Raw genomic sequence first — 17,910 nt, forward strand, 5'->3', positions numbered from 1 at the left:
TTCTACTACTTTTTTTGCCACTAAGGCACAAAGACCCAAAGTTTTATTCTTTTCTCTCGATTACAATAAGAAAATTGGTCTTTATTTTATTCTATTTTTCTCAACGGGAAATTTGCACATCCTTTCACGTAAACGCAAAAAACTATAAAATCTTTCAATTTTGACAGTTTTAGAAAATCTTCTTGTTGCGGTTTATTACGTTCCTCTTTTGTTTGAAATCGAATCTCCATCATATTTTTTTTAATGAAAACTGATAATCAAAAATTATTAGTGCTCCGAAACAACCTCCAATTCTGTTCTGAAAGAAAGCATTTTATCGGCAAATAAACCTAAAGCTTCTCTATGAAATTCTGGTTCGTCTTCGATATAAAACTTCTCAAGCGTTTCTTTGCTGTCTGTAACATATTGAACAGAATAAGTAATTCCCCCCATTTCTTCTTCAACGAGAACTTTTACAATTCGTGCTGAAGAAAATTTATTGGTCGCCAGAATTTCTGGTATGTGTTTTTCCTGCATCCATTTTAACCATTGGTCGTGAACGCTTTCGTGTATGTTTGTGGTAACGTTGTAAATAATCATTTTTTTTTGGACTTTCTTAGACTCCTTAGACATCTTAGATTTTTAGACTTTCCGATTTTTCATCTAAGAAGTCTAAAGATCTAACAATCTAAAAATCTTATTTATAAATTCTTATCCCCTCTTAACTCGCGGTATTTTTTTCTAGCATCAACAAAGTAAATACTGTCTTGATGGTTAAAAATTACCTTTTCATAAAGCGGTTTTGCTTTTTCTACATCTTTTAGCTCGTCATTGTAAATTTCGGCTGAGAAAAACAGTGCTTCATCCACATAAATTCCGTCGCTGTGATTGTCAATAATCTGCTGATATTGGCTTAAAGCAGAAGCAAAATCTTTCTGGCTTTCGTAAACTTTTCCTAAACGCAATAACGTTACAGCTTCTATTTCCTGACCTTTAAAGTTTTTTAGGATATTCTGAAACTGTGCTATCGCTTCTTGTTTTTTATTCTGATAAATTAAAAAATCTCCTTTTGCAAACTGCTTCAAAGCGACTTGAGTCGAGTCTGCGGCAGTATTGTCATTAATCAGTAAAAAATATTCTAGAGCATCGTTGGCAATCAACTGCGTGTTTGCTGCTTTTAACTCTTTGAATTGTTTATTCGCCCATTCAAAATCGCCTTTGTAATAACTCGTCTTTGCTGCTTTCAAACTTGCTTCGTGCGCCATGACATCATTCTTTAAATCCAATTGAATCTGCGAATAGTAAATCAGCGCCTGATTGTATTTTTCTTCCAAAAGCAAAATATCGGCCAGTTCCATTTTGGCGTCGGCTTTTTGATATTCGTTTAGATTTAATTCTAAAGCTTTTTTGACCACTGCCTTTCCTTCTTCTGTCTTTTTTAAATTAAAAGCCAAAAAATGGGCTTGAATGATTTGCAAAGATAAGGTAAAAGGACTGATTTCGTAAGTTGCCAGCAATTGCTTTAATTCCTGATCGATAATTGGATAATCTTTTTCCTGGGCTTTATCAATTTTAATCTGCATTAAATAGGCGTTTGACTGAATCTGCAAGCCTAAATCTTTTGTGTTTTGGAGAATGAAGTTCAGAATTTCTTCTGCTGTATCATTATCTCCTTCATTCATCGCAAACTGGCTCAAATTGACAATGCTCATCAACGATTCTGGCTCACGCTTGTAAATGGCTTTTTCTTGAATAAATGCTTTTCCAAATTCTTTCTGCTGCACATAAAACCAGCTTAGGTAATGATTCCAGAAAACATCTTGATCTTTTTGAGTTTTCAGAATTAACGCCTTACGCATTGCATCTTTAAAAGCTGTATTGTCTGTTTCGCCATTCATGAATCGGGACAATTGCGTCTGGATCAGATTGGTGTTTTGAGGATTTGTAAAAGATTCTGTCAACAATAAATCGATCATCAAATCGGTTTTTCCCAATTGTCCGTACAGCATTCCGATTTGAAAATTGAAGTTAAAATTGGGCTGCACCTGCATTGCGGTCTGATACGCTTTTAAGGCATATTCCAGCAATACTTTTTTCTCAAACGAACTGGCAACTCCGTAAACGTCATTTGGGTTTGCTTTTATTTTCTCGATGGCTTGTTCGTAATAATTTTTAGCTTTCGAATCGTTTTTCTGCAACTGGAAATTATATCCCAACTCAACCAAAAAAACGCCTTGTTTGTAGCGGTTGTAACGATCTTGAATAGCTTTTTCTGCGTTGGCAAATTGCTGCAATTGCTGATAGCAATCGACGGTTCTTAAAAAATACTGCGTATTGGATGGCGCACTTCGCAAAAGCTCTTCGTAACTGATTTTAGCTTTTTCGAAATCACCTTTGTCATAGTAATATTGAGCCAGCTGCTCGTTTTGGCCAAACGCAAAACCAGAACATAACAAAACTATATAAATCAATATGTTTTTCATATTGCAGTTTTTTTTAAGTTTTTAGCCAAGTTTAAACTAAAAACTTAAGACTTTAAATTGCTACTTCTTTTTTCGATTTCCAAAAGATCAAGCCTAAACCGATCAATATAAACGGAACGCTTAAAATCTGTCCCATATTAATCAGCATATCATTTTCAAAAGCTTCTTGATTTTCCTTGAAAAATTCAATTATAAAGCGAGCTGTAAATAATAAAGTTAAGAAAGTTCCAAAGATTAATCCCTTTGCATTTCTGATTTTTTCAGATTTGTACATATAAAACAGAATCACGAAAATCAATACATAAGCAAAAGCTTCATACAATTGTGTTGGATGTCTCGGAATCAGATCGTCTCTCTGAAAAACTACTCCCCAATTTCCGTTGGTTGGTTTTCCGTAGATTTCAGAATTCATAAAATTCCCCATTCTGATAAATGCCCCCGTCACAGGAACTGCAACTGCCATTTTATCTAAAAGCCCTAAAAATTGCACTTTGTATTTACGGCAGTACAAAATCATTGCTGTAATAACTCCAATCGATCCTCCGTGACTTGCCAAACCTTGATAGCCCACGAACTGGTAAGCTCCTTTAATTTTCTGGATTGGCAAAAGAATTTCTATCGGGTGTTTGAAGAAATAATCGGGCTCATAAAAGAAACAATGCCCAAGTCTGGCACCCAAAACAGTTCCGACAATAACATAAATCAATAAAGAATCGAGATTGTCCAAAGAAAGGTTTTCTTTTTTATAAATGTTTCTAACAATATAAAAACCTAAAAGAAGCCCGCAGGCAAAAAGAGCTCCGTAATATTTAAGAGGAAAACTATCTGTAATCCAGAAAATAACCGGATCTACGTTCCAATTTAAAATTCCATTCATCATGCTCCGTTTTTTAATTTCTATAAATTAAGAAAACCTAACAGATTTTATCCCGAAGCTTCGGGGCTGTTAGGTTTATATCTTAAAAACTATTTTTTTTAGTTTATAATATCAAATCCACAGTAAGGACGTAAAACTTCTGGAATTACGATTCCTTCTGGAGTTTGGTAATTTTCAATAATTCCGGCCAAAACTCTAGGAAGCGCCAAAGAACTTCCGTTAAGCGTATGCGCCAGCTGATTTTTTCCTTCTTTGTCTTTAAAACGTAATTTCAAGCGGTTTGCCTGGAAAGTTTCAAAGTTAGAAACAGAACTGATTTCTAACCAGCGATCTTGTGCTGTAGAAAACACTTCAAAATCATACGTTAACGCAGATGTGAATCCCATATCTCCTCCGCAAAGGCGTAAAACTCTGTAAGGCAATTTCAATTCTTTTAAAATATCTTTTACGTGCTCAACCATTCCGTCAAGCGCCGCATAAGAGTTATCAGGATGCTCGATGCGAACGATTTCTACTTTATCAAATTGGTGCAAACGGTTTAATCCGCGAACGTGCGCTCCGTAAGAACCTGCTTCACGGCGGAAACATGGCGTATACGCAGTTTGCAGGATCGGCAATTCGCTTTCGTTCAAAATAACATCACGGAATAAGTTTGTAACTGGAACCTCAGCCGTCGGGATCAAATATAAATCATCAACTCCCGCATGGTACATCTGCCCTTCTTTGTCTGGCAATTGTCCTGTTCCGTATCCTGAAGCTTCGTTTACCAAATGAGGAACCTGAACTTCGTTGTATCCTGCAGCAGTATTTTTATCTAAAAAGTAGTTGATCAAAGCACGTTGAAGCTTTGCTCCCTTGCCTTTGTAAACAGGAAATCCAGCTCCAGTGATTTTTACACCCAATTCAAAATCGATAATATCATATTTTTTAACCAATTCCCAGTGCGGCTGTGCGCCTTCATGTAAAACAGGAATATCTCCTTCTTGGAAAACATTCAAATTGTCATCTGGAGTTTTTCCTTCAGGAACAATATCTGCCGGAAGGTTTGGCAAAGTATATAATTTATTGGTTAACTCAACAGCCAAAGCTTCTGCCTTTTCGCTCAGTTCTTTGCTTTTTTCTTTTAGTGAAACTGTTTTTTCTTTTAAGATTGCCGCTTTAGCTTTCTCGCCAGCTTTCATCAATTCACCAATATCTTTGGACAATTTATTAGATTCTGATAAAGTATTGTCTAATTCTACCTGTGCAGCACGACGATTTTCGTCTAATTGAACCACCTCTTCCACAACGCTTTTAGCATCGATATTTCGTTTTGCTAAAGCTTTGATTACTTTCTCTTGATTGTCTCTAATAAATGCGATTTGTAACATAGCTTGATTTTTATAACTATTGTATTTTTATAACGGAAGCAAATTTAAGGAAATGTTTGTTAACAAAAGGACAAAGTTTTTCAGGAAAACCGAAATCTCTTATAAACAGCAAAAGCACCTTAAAAGTGCTTCTGCTATTATTTCTGTTTTGTCAAGTTTACTCCAAAAAACGAAGCCTGTCGTCTCTATGAAAAGCATAATCTTTACCGTTATACTTTAGCTTTTCGAATTCTTTTTTGATTTTGAGATCGCTTTTTTCTGAAATTCCGTTTTCCAAATCATTTTCGACCGCTTCTTCATACGAGAAGTTTTTGGTTATGATCAAGTCAAAATAGCCGTTTGTTTTATGGTCAGAAAAGCTCATTCCGGTTTCTAAAGTTTCTATTTGAAAAGTCCCGCTTCCGTTAGAATCCCCATTGGTCAATCGGATAGGATATTCGTACAAAACCTTTTTAATTTCTTTATCTCCCAGAGTAATCAGAGTAAATTTCTTTTCCGAATACAAAACGATTCTGCTTCTAGCGCTGGCTTCGGTATAAAAAGCAATCGCTGGCGTATTTTCGTTTAGGTAAACCAAGTCTTTTAAAATATGTGATTTCGAAAACTGAATGGCTTCATTATCATAATAGCCTAGATTTTCATCAAATTCTTCGGCAATTACACTTCCGTTTTCACGATTTACAAACAAGTATTTGCGCTGATAATAATTTCCCAATTCGTCATCATCGCCCGATTTGAATGCTTTTTTATCGTGCGTTACCATGGTCAGGACAAAAAATGCCGTCTGATCATCATAGTTGATTGAACTTGACTCGTTGACTTTAATATCTGAATATTTCACATTGAGATTTGACGCCACTTTTGAGAGCAGCTGCAGATTCATTTCTTTTGAATCTTCAATTTCATCCAGATTTTTAAAAATGAGTTTTTTCAGTTGTTTTTGTCCAAAATCTTTTTCTGTCTGCGAAAACAGCTCCTGATTCTGAATTTCTGCTTCGTTTGGAACCTTTTCATTTTTCCCGCAGGAAAACAGAAACATTAAGACTCCGCTTAAAAGAATCGTTTTTTTCATAGGTTTTGATTTGTTAGAAATTTTAGGGCATTTCAAATATATAATTTTCTTACAAACCTCAGCAGAAAAAACAAAATTTAATCTCTCTTGATTTCGTGTCCAACAAACTCTTCCAGTGTTTTAAACATTTCTTCAACCGAAAGCACTTCTGTATCGGGATGCGATTTTAAAAATGCGGCATTTAGTTCGGCCAGATTTTCATCCAACTCAAAATAAGCATTATTATTCAGCAAATCTTTAAAAGCGTTTGGGGCTTCATACTTGTCTTTTAGAAATTTCCCTAATTTAATATTGCTCTGCAAACGCAGTTTTCGGCATTGTTCTTTAAATAACTCCAAATGCTTTTCTGCCCCAATCAGAGCCAAGCCTTCTTCAATCAATTCGTTCAATTCTTTGTTCCAACCCGAATCATGAACAAACTTCGAAAAATTCCCTTCGGCATATTTTGAAGCATAAAAGTCTAAATAATAGCTCATCAAAGCATCTTCGTGAATTAAGTCGTCGTCAATTTTTTCTTCACGCATTAAATTGATTACCGAAATATTCGAATTGACAACGTCTTGAGGGTTTTCGCTATTTGCGGCCGTTTCTGAAATAATGATTTTACCGAATTCCATTTGAATTTTATTTAAAAGATTGTTTTGCAAAGTTGCGGGAAATAATTGAATGTTTTGAGTTATTTTTCGCCTAGTTTGATCTCCATAAACGCCTGAGACTGTAATCTTTTTTAACCTAAATACAATTTTTCTGGTTTTTCATCGTTTGCCCTTACAATCTTTAACAAAAATTCCCGTTATCAATATAAATTAAAAAGTTCGTCAAAAATTGACTACCTTTAAGCAACCATTTATAAAAAAGCATATCTGTTTAAGAAATAAGACTTTACACCAAAGTTCTCCTAGCTAAAACCAAAAACATGAAACAGATTTTATTAATTTTTAGCATCCTGCTTTTGCTGGTGAGCTGTGACAATGATGAATTGCCGCAGTCTGACGTTCCATTTGCATTAGTAGCCAAAGGAGATTCTTTTCCTAATGACCAAAGTATTGCCCAAAGGCATTTGGTTATTAAAGATGCCAAGACTTGGAATAAATTCATGAAAGAAATGAACTTTTCGATAGAAAAGAATATTGATTTTAGCCAATATCAGGTTATTGCTGTTATTGATAAAACCCAGCCAAATGACGGGCATTCAATAGATATTGTGGAAATGACCGAAAACCGCAATACGATAATCGTAAAAGTCGAAAAGCTGAAAAACGGTAATCTCACAAAGAAATCCTCAAGACCTTATGATGTTGTGAAAACAGCAAAAACAGACAAAAAAGTGGTTTTTGAACAATAAGTTTACAATCTAGAAAACATATTCATTTCCTTATATTCTCCAACAGCAATTCTTTCAATTCATTAGTTTTTAAATAAATTGCTAAACGTCCAGAAAGCACTAATATTTCTTTTTCTTCTGGCGTTATTTTTACTTTGGTTTCAATATGCGAGACATATTCGTAGAGCATTAAAAATTTCTTTGCATCAAAATCTTTAAACTTTGCTTTATCCAGAAACCTGATAATCCGCAAACAACATTAAAATATTTATTAAAAATAAAACCTGTCGACGAAATACAAGAATAAACCGTAATTTTATTGCATCCAGAATTGGTTTAGCAGCAAAATAGAAAAATATGAGGGCAAGAAAAGCATTAGAATATTACGTTTTAGACGTATTCTCAAACGAAAGCTACAGGGGAAATCCGCTTTCAGTCGTTTTTACAGATGGAAATCTAAAACTAGAAACTTATCAAGATATTTCTAAAGAATTTGGCTATTCTGAAACCTCATTTGTCTATTATTCCACAAGAGAAAAAGCGCTTGTGGTTCGTTCTTTTACTCCAACCGGAATCGAAATCGATGGTGCAGGGCATAATTTATTGGGTGCAGTCTGCGGTGCTCTACTAAAAGGATTGGCTATTTTTGATGAGCAAAACGAAAGTGAGCCCTTTGTAATTATGAAACATTCGGCAATTCCTGTATCCGTAAGTTTTGACTTGACTACTCTTTACCCAGTGGTTCAGATGCACCAAAAATCGGCAGTTATCAAACAAGAAATCCCAACATATAAAATTGCAGTAGCTCTGGGATTAAAGATTGAGGATTTGGATGTAAATTCTTTTGTGCCTACAATAGTTAAGACGGAAGTTGCACATATAATGGTTCCGATAAAAAACAGCCAAATATTGAATAGCTTTACTCCAGACAACCAGCTTTTAATTCAAATCTCAAAAGAATATAATTTTGAAGGTTTTTATTGTTTCACTCCCGCAGATGAAGGTGAAGAACATATAGTAGAAACAAGATTTTTTAACCCTATAATCGGAATAATCGAAGACCCGGCAACTGGAACGGCGGCAGGACCATTAATTGGTTTTTTAACGCAAAAAAAATTTACTAAATCGGATAAGGAATATAAAATTCTTCAAGGCGTAAAGCTAAAACAAGCTTCTATGATTGAGGTTATGAATCGTGAAGAAGATATTTTGGTAGGCGGCTCTTCAATTATAACTATGAAAGGAGAACTTTATATCTAAATAAAAAAAGCTGCATCTAGAAAATGCAGCTTTTTTTATATGTAAACCTAGAAAAGAAACTTTTTAGTTCGTTTTCATTGGCGGTAAATCAAACGCAACAGAATCGTGTTCAAAGTTGTTTCTGTGTGCTCCATCGCAAAATGGCTTGTTTGAAGAATGTCCGCAACGGCAAAGTCCAAGAGCAGTTCTTCCCTGTAAACCGTAAAGCGCTCCTTCTGGATCCATGATTTCAAAATCGCCTTCAATTTTGATTGATCCGTTTTTATTGATGATTAATTTAGTCTTGCTCATAAAATTTGTTTTTTTTCGGATGCAAAGATTGCGAAATATATTTTGAAGATTTTGCTTGGAAGGCTAGTTTAAACTGGTTCTATTTTATGGAGGAATTACGCAGAAGAGCGCAGAGGTCTTATGCAAAGATACACTAGATTATAAGACTGAGCGGAGTCGAAGCCCCGCAAAGATTGATACTTATTTTGACGAAATAATCTCGCAAAGTTACAGAAAAGCAAAGTTTTATTTTTTTAATCTTATAGTGAAACTAAGCAAATTTGCTGTCAGGCTGAGCGGAGTCGAAGCCCCGTTTGCTGAATCACGTTGTGGGGGCTTCGACTCCGCTCAGCCTGACAATCTAAAAGTTTGTTCGAGATCATTCAACTACTTTAAAAACTTTACGGTTCTGCTGCTCAGCAAAATTAAAAAGCAAAAATTCTACCTGAATCTGCTCAATCCCAAAAACAAAATACTTAACGAATCTTTAAGCTTTTTCTTTGTGCAACGCTGTGAAATTACATACGAATCTTCGTGCCATATTAAAATCTCAATTCTATTGCTTATTTTTGCACTCAATAAAATTGAATTATGATACAAGATCCAAAAAGATATACGATCACAGCGGCATTGCCTTACACCAACGGACCTATTCATATTGGTCACTTGGCTGGGGTTTATGTGCCTGCAGATATATATTCGAGATATTTAAGATTGCAAGGAAAAGATGTAGCATTTATCTGCGGAAGCGATGAACACGGGGTTGCAATTTCGATGAAAGCCAAAAAAGAAGGAGTTACACCACAGCAGGTTATTGATAAGTATGATGGGATTATCCGCAAGTCATTTGAAGATTTCGGAATTTCATTCAACAATTATTCAAGAACTTCTGCAAAAATTCATCACGACACGGCTTCAGAATTCTTTAGGACATTGTATGATAAAGGAGATTTTATTGAAGAAGTTACAGAACAATTGTACGATGCAAAAGCGAATCAGTTTTTAGCGGATCGTTTTGTGGTTGGAACTTGCCCAAAATGTGACAATCCTGAAGCTTACGGAGATCAGTGCGAAAAGTGCGGATCTACTTTGAACGCGACTGATTTGATCAACCCAAAATCGACAATTACGGGCGAAACTCCTATTTTAAAAGAAACAAAACACTGGTTTTTACCTTTAGACAGATATACCGATTTCTTAACAGAATGGATTTTGGTCGGACATAAAAACGACTGGAAAACCAACGTTTACGGACAAGTAAAATCTTGGATCGACGCAGGATTAGAGCCTCGCGCCGTAACACGTGACTTGGATTGGGGAATTGATGTTCCTGTTGAAGGTGCCGAAGGCAAAAAACTATATGTTTGGTTTGACGCTCCTATCGGTTACATTTCTTCTACCAAAGAATGGGCAGCGCGCGAAGGAAAAGACTGGGAACCGTATTGGAAAGATCAAGACACCAAATTGGTACACTTTATCGGAAAAGACAATATCGTTTTCCACTGCATCATTTTCCCAGCGATGTTAAAAGCCGAAGGAAGCTATATTTTACCAGATAACGTTCCTGCAAACGAGTTTTTGAACTTGGAAGGAAACAAACTTTCGACTTCTAAAAACTGGGCGGTTTGGCTGCACGAATATTTAGAAGAATTCCCAGACAAGCAAGATGTTTTACGTTATGCCTTAACATCTAACGCTCCTGAAACAAAAGATAACGACTTTACTTGGAAAGATTTCCAGGCTAGAAATAATAATGAATTGGTTGCTGTTTTTGGAAACTTCGTGAATCGTGTGGTGGTTTTAACCAACAAGTATTACGACGGAGTTATCCCAACACCAAACGAATTTACAGAAGTTGACGAGCAAACTTTAGCAGAATTAAAAGCCTATCCAGCTGTAATTTCAAGTTCAGTTGAGCGTTATAGATTTCGTGAAGCTTTGGGCGAATTAATGAATGTGGCTCGTTTAGGAAACAAATATCTTGCTGACGAAGAGCCTTGGAAAGTAATGAAAGACAATCCAGAGCGCGTAAAAACTCAAATGTATGTAGCATTGCAAATTGCTGCGGCGTTGAGCGTTTTGGCAGAACCGTTTTTACCTTTTACAGCTGCAAAACTTTCTAAAATATTGAATTTAGCTGACCTTAAAGAACATTTTGAAGGTTTCAGCAAATTCTTGAAAGAGAAAAATCGTGATGCAAAAGATATCTTTATCGAGAAAACTTTAGGCTGGAACGATATTTCTGAAAACTCAGATTTATTGCCTTCTGGACATAAAATTGGCGAAGCAGAATTGCTTTTCGCTAAAATCGAAGACGAAGAAATACAAAAACAAATAGATAAATTGGAAGCAACAAAAACAGCTAATCTAGCTGAAAGCAAACAACCAGATCCGCAAAAAGATTTAATTCAGTTTGAGGATTTTGCGAAAATGGATATTCGTATCGGAACTATTTTGGAAGCTGAAAAAATGCCGAAAGCAAACAAACTTTTGGTTCTTAAAGTAGATACTGGAATCGATGTTCGTACGATTGTTTCAGGAATTGCAGAGAGTTTTTCGCCAGAAGAAATCATCGGAAAACGTGTTTCTGTATTGGCAAATCTTGCTCCAAGAGCTTTACGCGGTGTTGAAAGTCAAGGAATGATCTTGATGACAACAAATGCTGAAGGAAAATTGGTTTTTGTAAATCCAGATGCTGATGCACCAAATGGAGCTACGGTAAATTAATCTTATACATTTTATAAATGGCGTGAATCAGTTAATGCAAATTGATTCACGCTTTTTTGTTTAATTAAATGTAAATTTATTCCCTCAAAATAAAATGTTCCTCAAAAAATTAAAATGAAAAAAATTCTTATTCTACTATTATCAATTGTTTTATACAATTGCAGCAGTGACAAAAATACTGTTGATGAAACTGAAATATCCGAAGTAAAATTAACTGCAACTATTATTGAACCTATAAAAGAGAGGGATCTATCTTTTTATAATAATGGTACTGCGGGCATTTTTGAAGATCCAACAGTTAAAAAAAAATTAAAAGCAAAAATAGTACTCTCTGATGATAGCAATTCCAAAACTAATTTAGCAATTAAGTGGAGAAGCAATATCGACGGATCACTTTATGAAGGAAAACCAGACAACAATTTAGAAAGTGAAATTAATATCAATTTGACTAAAGGATTACATAAAATTTTCTTTGAGGTTTACAATAACAACAACCTTTTGATTAAGAAGGACTCCATAACAATTTCAAATGCAATTAAACTTGAGGCATCCAATGATACAGGCAGATCGATAAATTTAAAATGGTCTAAATATGAAGGAAACAACTTTATTTCTTATTTAGTGTATGGTAATAACTCCCAACCACTAGCTGAAATTACGGATATTAATAAATTAACTTACGAATATCTAGAAACAAAATCCTTAATCGAAAAACAGAAATATCAAATTGTAGTTAAAACTTCTAGCTCTCCAAGCGAAGTTATAGGAAGCAATATTGTCGAAATCATAACGGGTAATTTCATAGAATTTCAATACTATATTCCGAAAATGATTAAAGACGCTCAAAGATCAAAGATATATGCAATTGTTGCGCCTCAATATAACTCTGATAAGGCTGACAAATATGGTCTATTGATAATTGATAGTAAAAATTTAAAAATTGAATCCCATATTTTAACCAATGAAAGGTTTTCAGATTTGGACATTTCACCTGATGGTCAATATTTATATCTAACACAACGTTATATCGACAAATTAACGAAAGTTGACTTATCGACAATGTCTGTATATAACTTTCCAACACAAACAGGCGGCTGGGGTTTTCATAAAATTGAAGCAGGAAATAATAATGTTTTATTCTGCCATAGAACACCTCCAACCTCAGGTGCTACGGGTATTTATACAATTAATGGAGCAAATGGAGATGCAATTAACATTAGTTACAATGCATATATACACGGAGATATAGAATTTAATAGTAAAAACGGCAAATTATATATGGGAGAAAGTAATACTTCTTCCGGAGTAATTTATGCTAATACATACATTAATCAGGAATTAAAAATTGAAAAGAATTATCCGGTATTTCCTAATGGAGTTTTATATCCGGAACCGTTTCTTTTTATTTCAGAAGATAATGAATCCATTTTTTGGGAAAAGTATCAATTGGATTTAGGTCTTCAAGTAAAAAGAGAATTTAATACGAAAATGATAGCCGCAAGTCCGTCAAATATCTATTTATCTGATCTAGAAAAAGTATATAACTATGATAATCTTTCTGTTATTTTCAGCTATCCCCCATTTCCATTAGATGATAATAGGAAATCCATTTTGTTTATTGATGACAACACTATAATTACCTGTAAAACTTATCAACCAAATGTAGTAGGAGAAGCTGCCCAAACTTATTTTTTCAAAATGAAAATTTAATAATTTGGGATTTACATTGAACAAACAACGAAGCTTTTAAAGAATTAAACCAGAATCTATTTATTAAACTAAAAATGAAACTCACAAAACCAAGATTAGCTCTAATCTGCGGTATACTCTGCATATCTATTTTTCCGATATTGGTAAAATTGCGTTTAACGCCGGGATTGATTTCGGCGTTTTACCGAATGTTTTTTGCTGTAGTGTTGCTTTTGCCGTATGTTATTTTTAGCGGAAACTTTAAATTTCCAAAACCAAAATTTGCGCTTTTGGCGGTGCTTTGCGGTGTTTTGTTCTCGTCTGATGTTGCGGTTTGGAATATCGCCATTCAGGAATCGAGCGCGACTCAGGCTTCTTTATTGACCAATTTATCTCCAGTTTGGGTTGGCGTTGGCTCTTTCTTCTTTCTGAAAGCAAAACCTGCCACGAATTTCTGGATCGGGACCTTGGTCGCTTTATTTGGAATGATCACTTTGGTCGGTTTTGAATTTTTCATCGATTTAAACTTCGATAAAGCATTTCTATTTGCTGTTTTATCTGGCATTCTGTATTCCATTTACCTTTTGGTCAGCAAAAATGTGCTTTCAGAGGTTGATGTTCTTTCTTTTATGACCATTAGTTTATTTGCTTCAAGCATTTATTTAGGAATACTTTGCTATTCGCTAAACGAACCTTTTACTGGTTTTACCAATGCTGGCTGGTTTGTTCTGGTGCTTCAAGCGGTTATTTGCCAATTGTGCGCCTGGCTCTCGATCAGTTATGCTACGCAACATATGCGCGCGACTAGAGTTTCGTTGAGTTTATTGAGTCAAGCTGTAATTACCTCAATTTTGGCTTGGTTGTTTTTGGAAGAACAAATAACTTTACAGATGATTTTGGGCGGAATTATTCTTCTTTTCGGAATCCGGATTACTTTTTACGATAAAACGATTTCTTTGAAAAGGCTTTTTTCTAAAGATTAAATAAAAGGTTTCACGCAGATAATACAGATTTTAGCAGATTTTAAAAATCATTTAAATCTTAATATCCCGATAGCTATCGGGAGTGGCGAAAAAAATTCGTGCAATTCGTTTAATTCGTGGCAAAAAACAAACCTGAAACAAAAAACACTTGAAACAAAAACACCATGTTACATAAATCTAAAATACCAAACCTAAAAGTAATCGCATTTGATGCCGATGATACTTTGTTTGTAAACGAACCTTATTTTCAAGAAACCGAACATAAATTTTGCGCTTTGATGGAAGATTATCTTTCGCATCAGGGCATTTCGCAAGAACTGTTTAAAATTGAAATTGCCAATCTGCCTTTGTATGGCTACGGAATCAAAGGGTACATTCTTTCGATGATTGAAGCGGCAATGAATATTTCCAACAATACCATTCCGATGGAAGTCATTCAAAAAATCATTCAATACGGAAAAGAATTACTCGAAAAACCAATCGAATTGCTGGACGGTATCGAAGAAACTCTTGAAGCTTTAAAAGGCAAATACAAATTGGTTGTGGCAACAAAAGGCGATTTAAAAGATCAGCACAGCAAACTGCATCGTTCTGGTTTGGGTCATTATTTCCACCATATTGAGGTAATGTCAGACAAACAAGAAATTGATTATCAAAAATTGCTTGGCCGTTTGGATATTCAGGCGCATGAGTTTTTGATGATCGGAAATTCATTAAAATCAGATGTTCTGCCTGTTTTAGGAATTGGCGGTTATGCGGTCCATATTCCGTTTCACACCACTTGGGAGCACGAAAAAATTAATCACACTATAGAACACGAGCATTTCAGTTCATTTGAAACTATTGCAGAAGTGGTTCCGAATTTATTATAATGAAAACACTTTTTGACCTAGAAAATTGGAATAGAAAAGAGCATTTTTTCCATTTTAAACAAATGGAAGAGCCTTTTTTTGGCGCAACGGTAGAAATTGATTGCACCAAAGCGTATCAAACCGCAAAAAGCATCAATGCTTCTTTTTTCATTTTCTATTTGCATAAAACTTTAGCAGCGGTAAACGCAATCGAAAATTTTAAATATCGCATTTCAGAAAACCAGATTTACATCAACGACCGTATCGACGCTTCGGCAACTATTGGACGTGAAGATGGCACTTTTGGGTTTTCTCTAATTGAATATCATCCAGATTTTAAAACGTTTGAGCAAACAGCTTTAACTGAAATTGAACGCATCCAGAATACAACCGGACTTTTCACCCGATCTTTTGATGATGATAATCTGATTCATTTTTCGGCAATTCCGTGGCTGAATTTCAGTTCGATAACCCATGCGCGCAGTTTTACGTATCCAGACAGCTGTCCTAAAATTTCATTTGGAAAAATGATGGTTTCTGAAACGGGGAAAAGAACCATGTCGATGGCGGTTTATGTACATCATGCTTTGATGGACGGAATGCACGTTGGCCAATTTGTAGATCTTTTTCAAGAGCTTATGAATCAATAATAAACGGAATGATTTTTGCGCCCTAAAAAACATATGAAGCGAACTTTTCTTTTTTTGTTTTTAATCTCCAGTACTGTTCTATTAAGTCAGACGGTACTGTCTTCTTATGCGATTGATTTAAAAAACAAAATAGGACAATCTGAAATCATGGCTGGCGAAAATACTGCTACTCATGATGTGTTTGTTTTTGCAGCGAGCGCAGACAGCCTTTCCATATTAAAATACAATAGCGCTTTATTTTTAAGAGATAAATTTGCCACATCCCGCCAGTACATTGAAAACAGATCGTTGATGGGGTATAGTTTCAGCGAAGACGGAAATCCGACTTTATATTGGTTTTCGGAAGAAGAAAAATCCATCATTCTGATTAAATATTATCTGGAAAATAAAACTACAAGAGCATTAAAATTTAAAATTCCGCTAGAAGACAACTATCTCTTAACACAATATCAGAGAGACAATAATTTCTATTTATTACTGCAGAGCAAAACAAAACAGGCATTGACTGCTTTTGTTTTTAAAAATGGTTTGGCAGAGGAAAGATTTTTGGATTTCAGTTCTTTCAAATTCATAGACAGGAAAACCCAGCCGAGAACATTCAGCCAGATTTTGTATGAAAACCCGATCGAGAAAATGGATTCTGGCGAATATAATGCGTTAAATAAAGTTACTGCCAAAAGCAAAATTTACACGCTTCCTAACCGTTTGATTCTAACTTTAGACCAAAGTTTTAGAAAAACGCAATTGTTTGACATTAATTTAGAAAATCAGGAAATAAAAGAGAAGACGTTTATGAAACCTGTTGGAGAGAAAAATCCAAAGACCTCCAATTCTTTTTACCATGAAAATAAATTGTATCAGATCAATGTTAACGCTGACGAACTTTTGTTTGATATAAAAGATTATGAATCTGGCGAATCTATAAAATCATTTGCCATTACAAAAAAAGATACAATCCGTTTTGCCAATTCTCCTTTACTGATGCAGATTGAGGACCGCGCACCTAAACAATTAAAGAATACGGCAAAGTTTTTAAAAGCATTGTCTTCTCTTGATGCAGGGCTTTCGGTTTATAAAAACCAAAAAAATCTCTTTATCACTTTAGGAGGTTCGGGCAGTGATTTAAAATCGGTTTCATTGAATGGCTTTAATTTTAATGATCCTTTTGGAGATTTCCCTTCAAACAGCTATTACAATATTCAAACCAACTATTCTGTCTTTCTTGAAAGCATTTGGACCAAAAAACTCGAATTAACCCAAGCAACGCACGAACCTTTTGCTGCTGATAAAGTGTACTATTTCTTAGATTCTCACAAAGAAGCGGCACTTTCTAGTACGCTCAAACTTAATAATTACATTATTCTAAGTTATTACGACATTGTTGCAAAACAGCTAGTTTTACGCAAATTCGCAGATGGATTTGACTAAATAAATTCGTTTTTAAAAGCATACTGCAAAACCACCGGTTGATGGGATATTTCTTATTCTCTAAATTTAGTAAGAGTTAATCCAAAAGTCTAATGTTTTCGAGCTCTCGAAAAAATGAAGTGAATAATTTTTCTTAATTTTACAAAAAAGATACTTATTATGTTAGCAAAAAATATTGAATCGGCTTTAAACAAGCAAATCCGCATAGAAGCAGAATCTTCACAAACTTATCTTTCTATGGCTTGTTGGGCTGAAGTGCAAGGATTAGAGGGAATTGCTCAATTCATGTACACACAGTCAGACGAAGAGCGAGCGCATATGCTTAAATTGGTAAAGTATGTAAACGAACGTGGAGGGCACGCTCAGGTAACAGATCTTAAAGCGCCAAAAACAACTTACACCACTTTCAAAGAGATGTTTGAGGAGCTATATAACCACGAACTTTTTGTTTCGAAATCTATTAACGAATTGGTGCACATTACCTTTGAAGAAAGAGATTATGCTACACACAATTTCTTGCAATGGTACGTTTCTGAACAAATTGAAGAAGAAGCTACTGCTAAATCTATTTTAGATAAAATTAACTTGATTGGCGATGATAAAGGCGGACTTTACTTGTTTGATCGTGATATTCAGCAATTAACAGTTACGAGTTCAATCGCTATCAATCCTAAATAAAAAAGTTAAAGTTTATTTAGAACATTTAAAAATAACTTTTTTCTTTTATATTTGTCTCTGTTTTTAATACACCGAGGAAAAGTGAGCAAGAAAGAAAAAGACAAGGACAAAAAAAAGGATAAAAAGAAAAAGAAAAACAAAGATATCCTTGATAAAATTAAGAAGATTGAGAACTGTAAATCTTCTTGCTGTGAGAAATATAAAAAGAGCGAAAAGAAACGCTGCTCGCGCTGTCCTATGTTCGATTTATTCAAAAAAACTGCTTAACG

17 protein-coding genes are annotated in these 17,910 nt (G+C 34.7%); 9 read left to right on the top strand and 8 right to left on the bottom strand.

Translation table 11 applies throughout. The features are described from left to right. Positions 1–267 precede the first annotated feature (267 nt). The 6 genes from N4T20_RS04130 to N4T20_RS04155 form a co-directional block, all read right to left on the bottom strand. Positions 268–579 (bottom strand): DUF4286 family protein, encoded by a 312-nt coding sequence (locus tag N4T20_RS04130; RefSeq protein WP_260671839.1) that lies wholly within the window; start codon positions 577–579, stop codon positions 268–270. A 101-nt stretch (positions 580–680) separates the two neighbouring features. Continuing rightward, complete coding sequence (locus tag N4T20_RS04135) at positions 681–2,462, bottom strand: tetratricopeptide repeat protein (RefSeq protein WP_260671840.1); 1,782 nt, start codon at positions 2,460–2,462, stop codon at positions 681–683. Positions 2,463–2,514: 52 nt separating this feature from the next. Further along, positions 2,515–3,342 (bottom strand): prolipoprotein diacylglyceryl transferase, encoded by an 828-nt coding sequence (lgt, locus tag N4T20_RS04140; RefSeq protein WP_260671841.1) that lies wholly within the window; start codon positions 3,340–3,342, stop codon positions 2,515–2,517. Positions 3,343–3,437: 95 nt separating this feature from the next. Continuing rightward, entirely contained in the window at positions 3,438–4,709 is a 1,272-nt protein-coding gene (serS, locus tag N4T20_RS04145) for a serine--tRNA ligase (RefSeq protein ID WP_260671842.1), read from the bottom strand. 157 nt (positions 4,710–4,866) lie between these two features. After that, positions 4,867–5,781, bottom strand: a complete 915-nt coding sequence (locus N4T20_RS04150) for a hypothetical protein (RefSeq protein WP_260671843.1) — start codon at positions 5,779–5,781, stop codon at positions 4,867–4,869. Between the two features lie 77 nt (positions 5,782–5,858). Further along, positions 5,859–6,398: a hypothetical protein gene (locus tag N4T20_RS04155; RefSeq protein WP_260671844.1), complete on the bottom strand. Its 540-nt coding sequence runs from the start codon at positions 6,396–6,398 to the stop codon at positions 5,859–5,861. 299 nt (positions 6,399–6,697) lie between these two features. Here N4T20_RS04155 and N4T20_RS04160 point away from each other — a divergent pair, with 299 nt between their 5' ends. Further along, a complete protein-coding gene (locus N4T20_RS04160) occupies positions 6,698–7,126 on the top strand; it encodes a protease complex subunit PrcB family protein (RefSeq protein ID WP_260671845.1) in 429 nt (142 codons plus the stop codon). Positions 7,127–7,148: 22 nt separating this feature from the next. On the opposite strand, the gene N4T20_RS04165 is transcribed toward N4T20_RS04160, so the two are convergent. Further along, the gene (locus N4T20_RS04165; protein ID WP_260671846.1) at positions 7,149–7,295 is read right to left on the bottom strand and encodes a hypothetical protein; all 147 of its coding nucleotides are present in this window, start codon (positions 7,293–7,295) and stop codon (positions 7,149–7,151) included. A gap of 167 nt (positions 7,296–7,462) precedes the next feature. On the opposite strand from N4T20_RS04165, the gene N4T20_RS04170 reads away from it, so the two are divergent. Next, on the top strand, positions 7,463–8,365 hold the full coding sequence (locus N4T20_RS04170) for a PhzF family phenazine biosynthesis protein (protein ID WP_260671847.1): 903 nt from the start codon (positions 7,463–7,465) through the stop codon (positions 8,363–8,365). A gap of 63 nt (positions 8,366–8,428) precedes the next feature. Here N4T20_RS04170 and N4T20_RS04175 read toward each other — a convergent pair whose 3' ends face one another. Continuing rightward, entirely contained in the window at positions 8,429–8,656 is a 228-nt protein-coding gene (locus N4T20_RS04175; protein ID WP_119793435.1) for a CDGSH iron-sulfur domain-containing protein, read from the bottom strand. A 570-nt stretch (positions 8,657–9,226) separates the two neighbouring features. On the opposite strand from N4T20_RS04175, the gene metG reads away from it, so the two are divergent. The 7 genes from metG to N4T20_RS04210 all read left to right on the top strand — a co-directional run bounded on the left by metG (position 9,227) and on the right by N4T20_RS04210 (position 17,641). After that, positions 9,227–11,362, top strand: a complete 2,136-nt coding sequence (metG, locus tag N4T20_RS04180; RefSeq protein WP_260671848.1) for a methionine--tRNA ligase — start codon at positions 9,227–9,229, stop codon at positions 11,360–11,362. A 114-nt stretch (positions 11,363–11,476) separates the two neighbouring features. After that, the gene (locus N4T20_RS04185; protein WP_260671849.1) at positions 11,477–13,072 is read left to right on the top strand and encodes a hypothetical protein; all 1,596 of its coding nucleotides are present in this window, start codon (positions 11,477–11,479) and stop codon (positions 13,070–13,072) included. 74 nt (positions 13,073–13,146) lie between these two features. Further along, complete coding sequence (locus N4T20_RS04190; protein WP_260671850.1) at positions 13,147–14,034, top strand: DMT family transporter; 888 nt, start codon at positions 13,147–13,149, stop codon at positions 14,032–14,034. Between the two features lie 164 nt (positions 14,035–14,198). Next, entirely contained in the window at positions 14,199–14,906 is a 708-nt protein-coding gene (locus N4T20_RS04195) for an HAD family hydrolase (protein ID WP_260671851.1), read from the top strand. Continuing rightward, positions 14,906–15,535, top strand: a complete 630-nt coding sequence (locus tag N4T20_RS04200) for a chloramphenicol acetyltransferase (protein ID WP_260671852.1) — start codon at positions 14,906–14,908, stop codon at positions 15,533–15,535. The genes N4T20_RS04195 and N4T20_RS04200 overlap by 1 nt, the downstream gene beginning before the upstream one ends. Positions 15,536–15,568: 33 nt before the next feature. After that, a complete protein-coding gene (locus N4T20_RS04205; RefSeq protein ID WP_260671853.1) occupies positions 15,569–16,963 on the top strand; it encodes a hypothetical protein in 1,395 nt (464 codons plus the stop codon). A gap of 159 nt (positions 16,964–17,122) precedes the next feature. Then, positions 17,123–17,641 (top strand): ferritin, encoded by a 519-nt coding sequence (locus N4T20_RS04210; protein WP_111368145.1) that lies wholly within the window; start codon positions 17,123–17,125, stop codon positions 17,639–17,641. Positions 17,642–17,910: the final 269 nt, after the last annotated feature.

This window comes from Flavobacterium sp. TR2 (genome assembly GCF_025252405.1).
Classification (GTDB): Bacteria; Bacteroidota; Bacteroidia; order Flavobacteriales; family Flavobacteriaceae; genus Flavobacterium.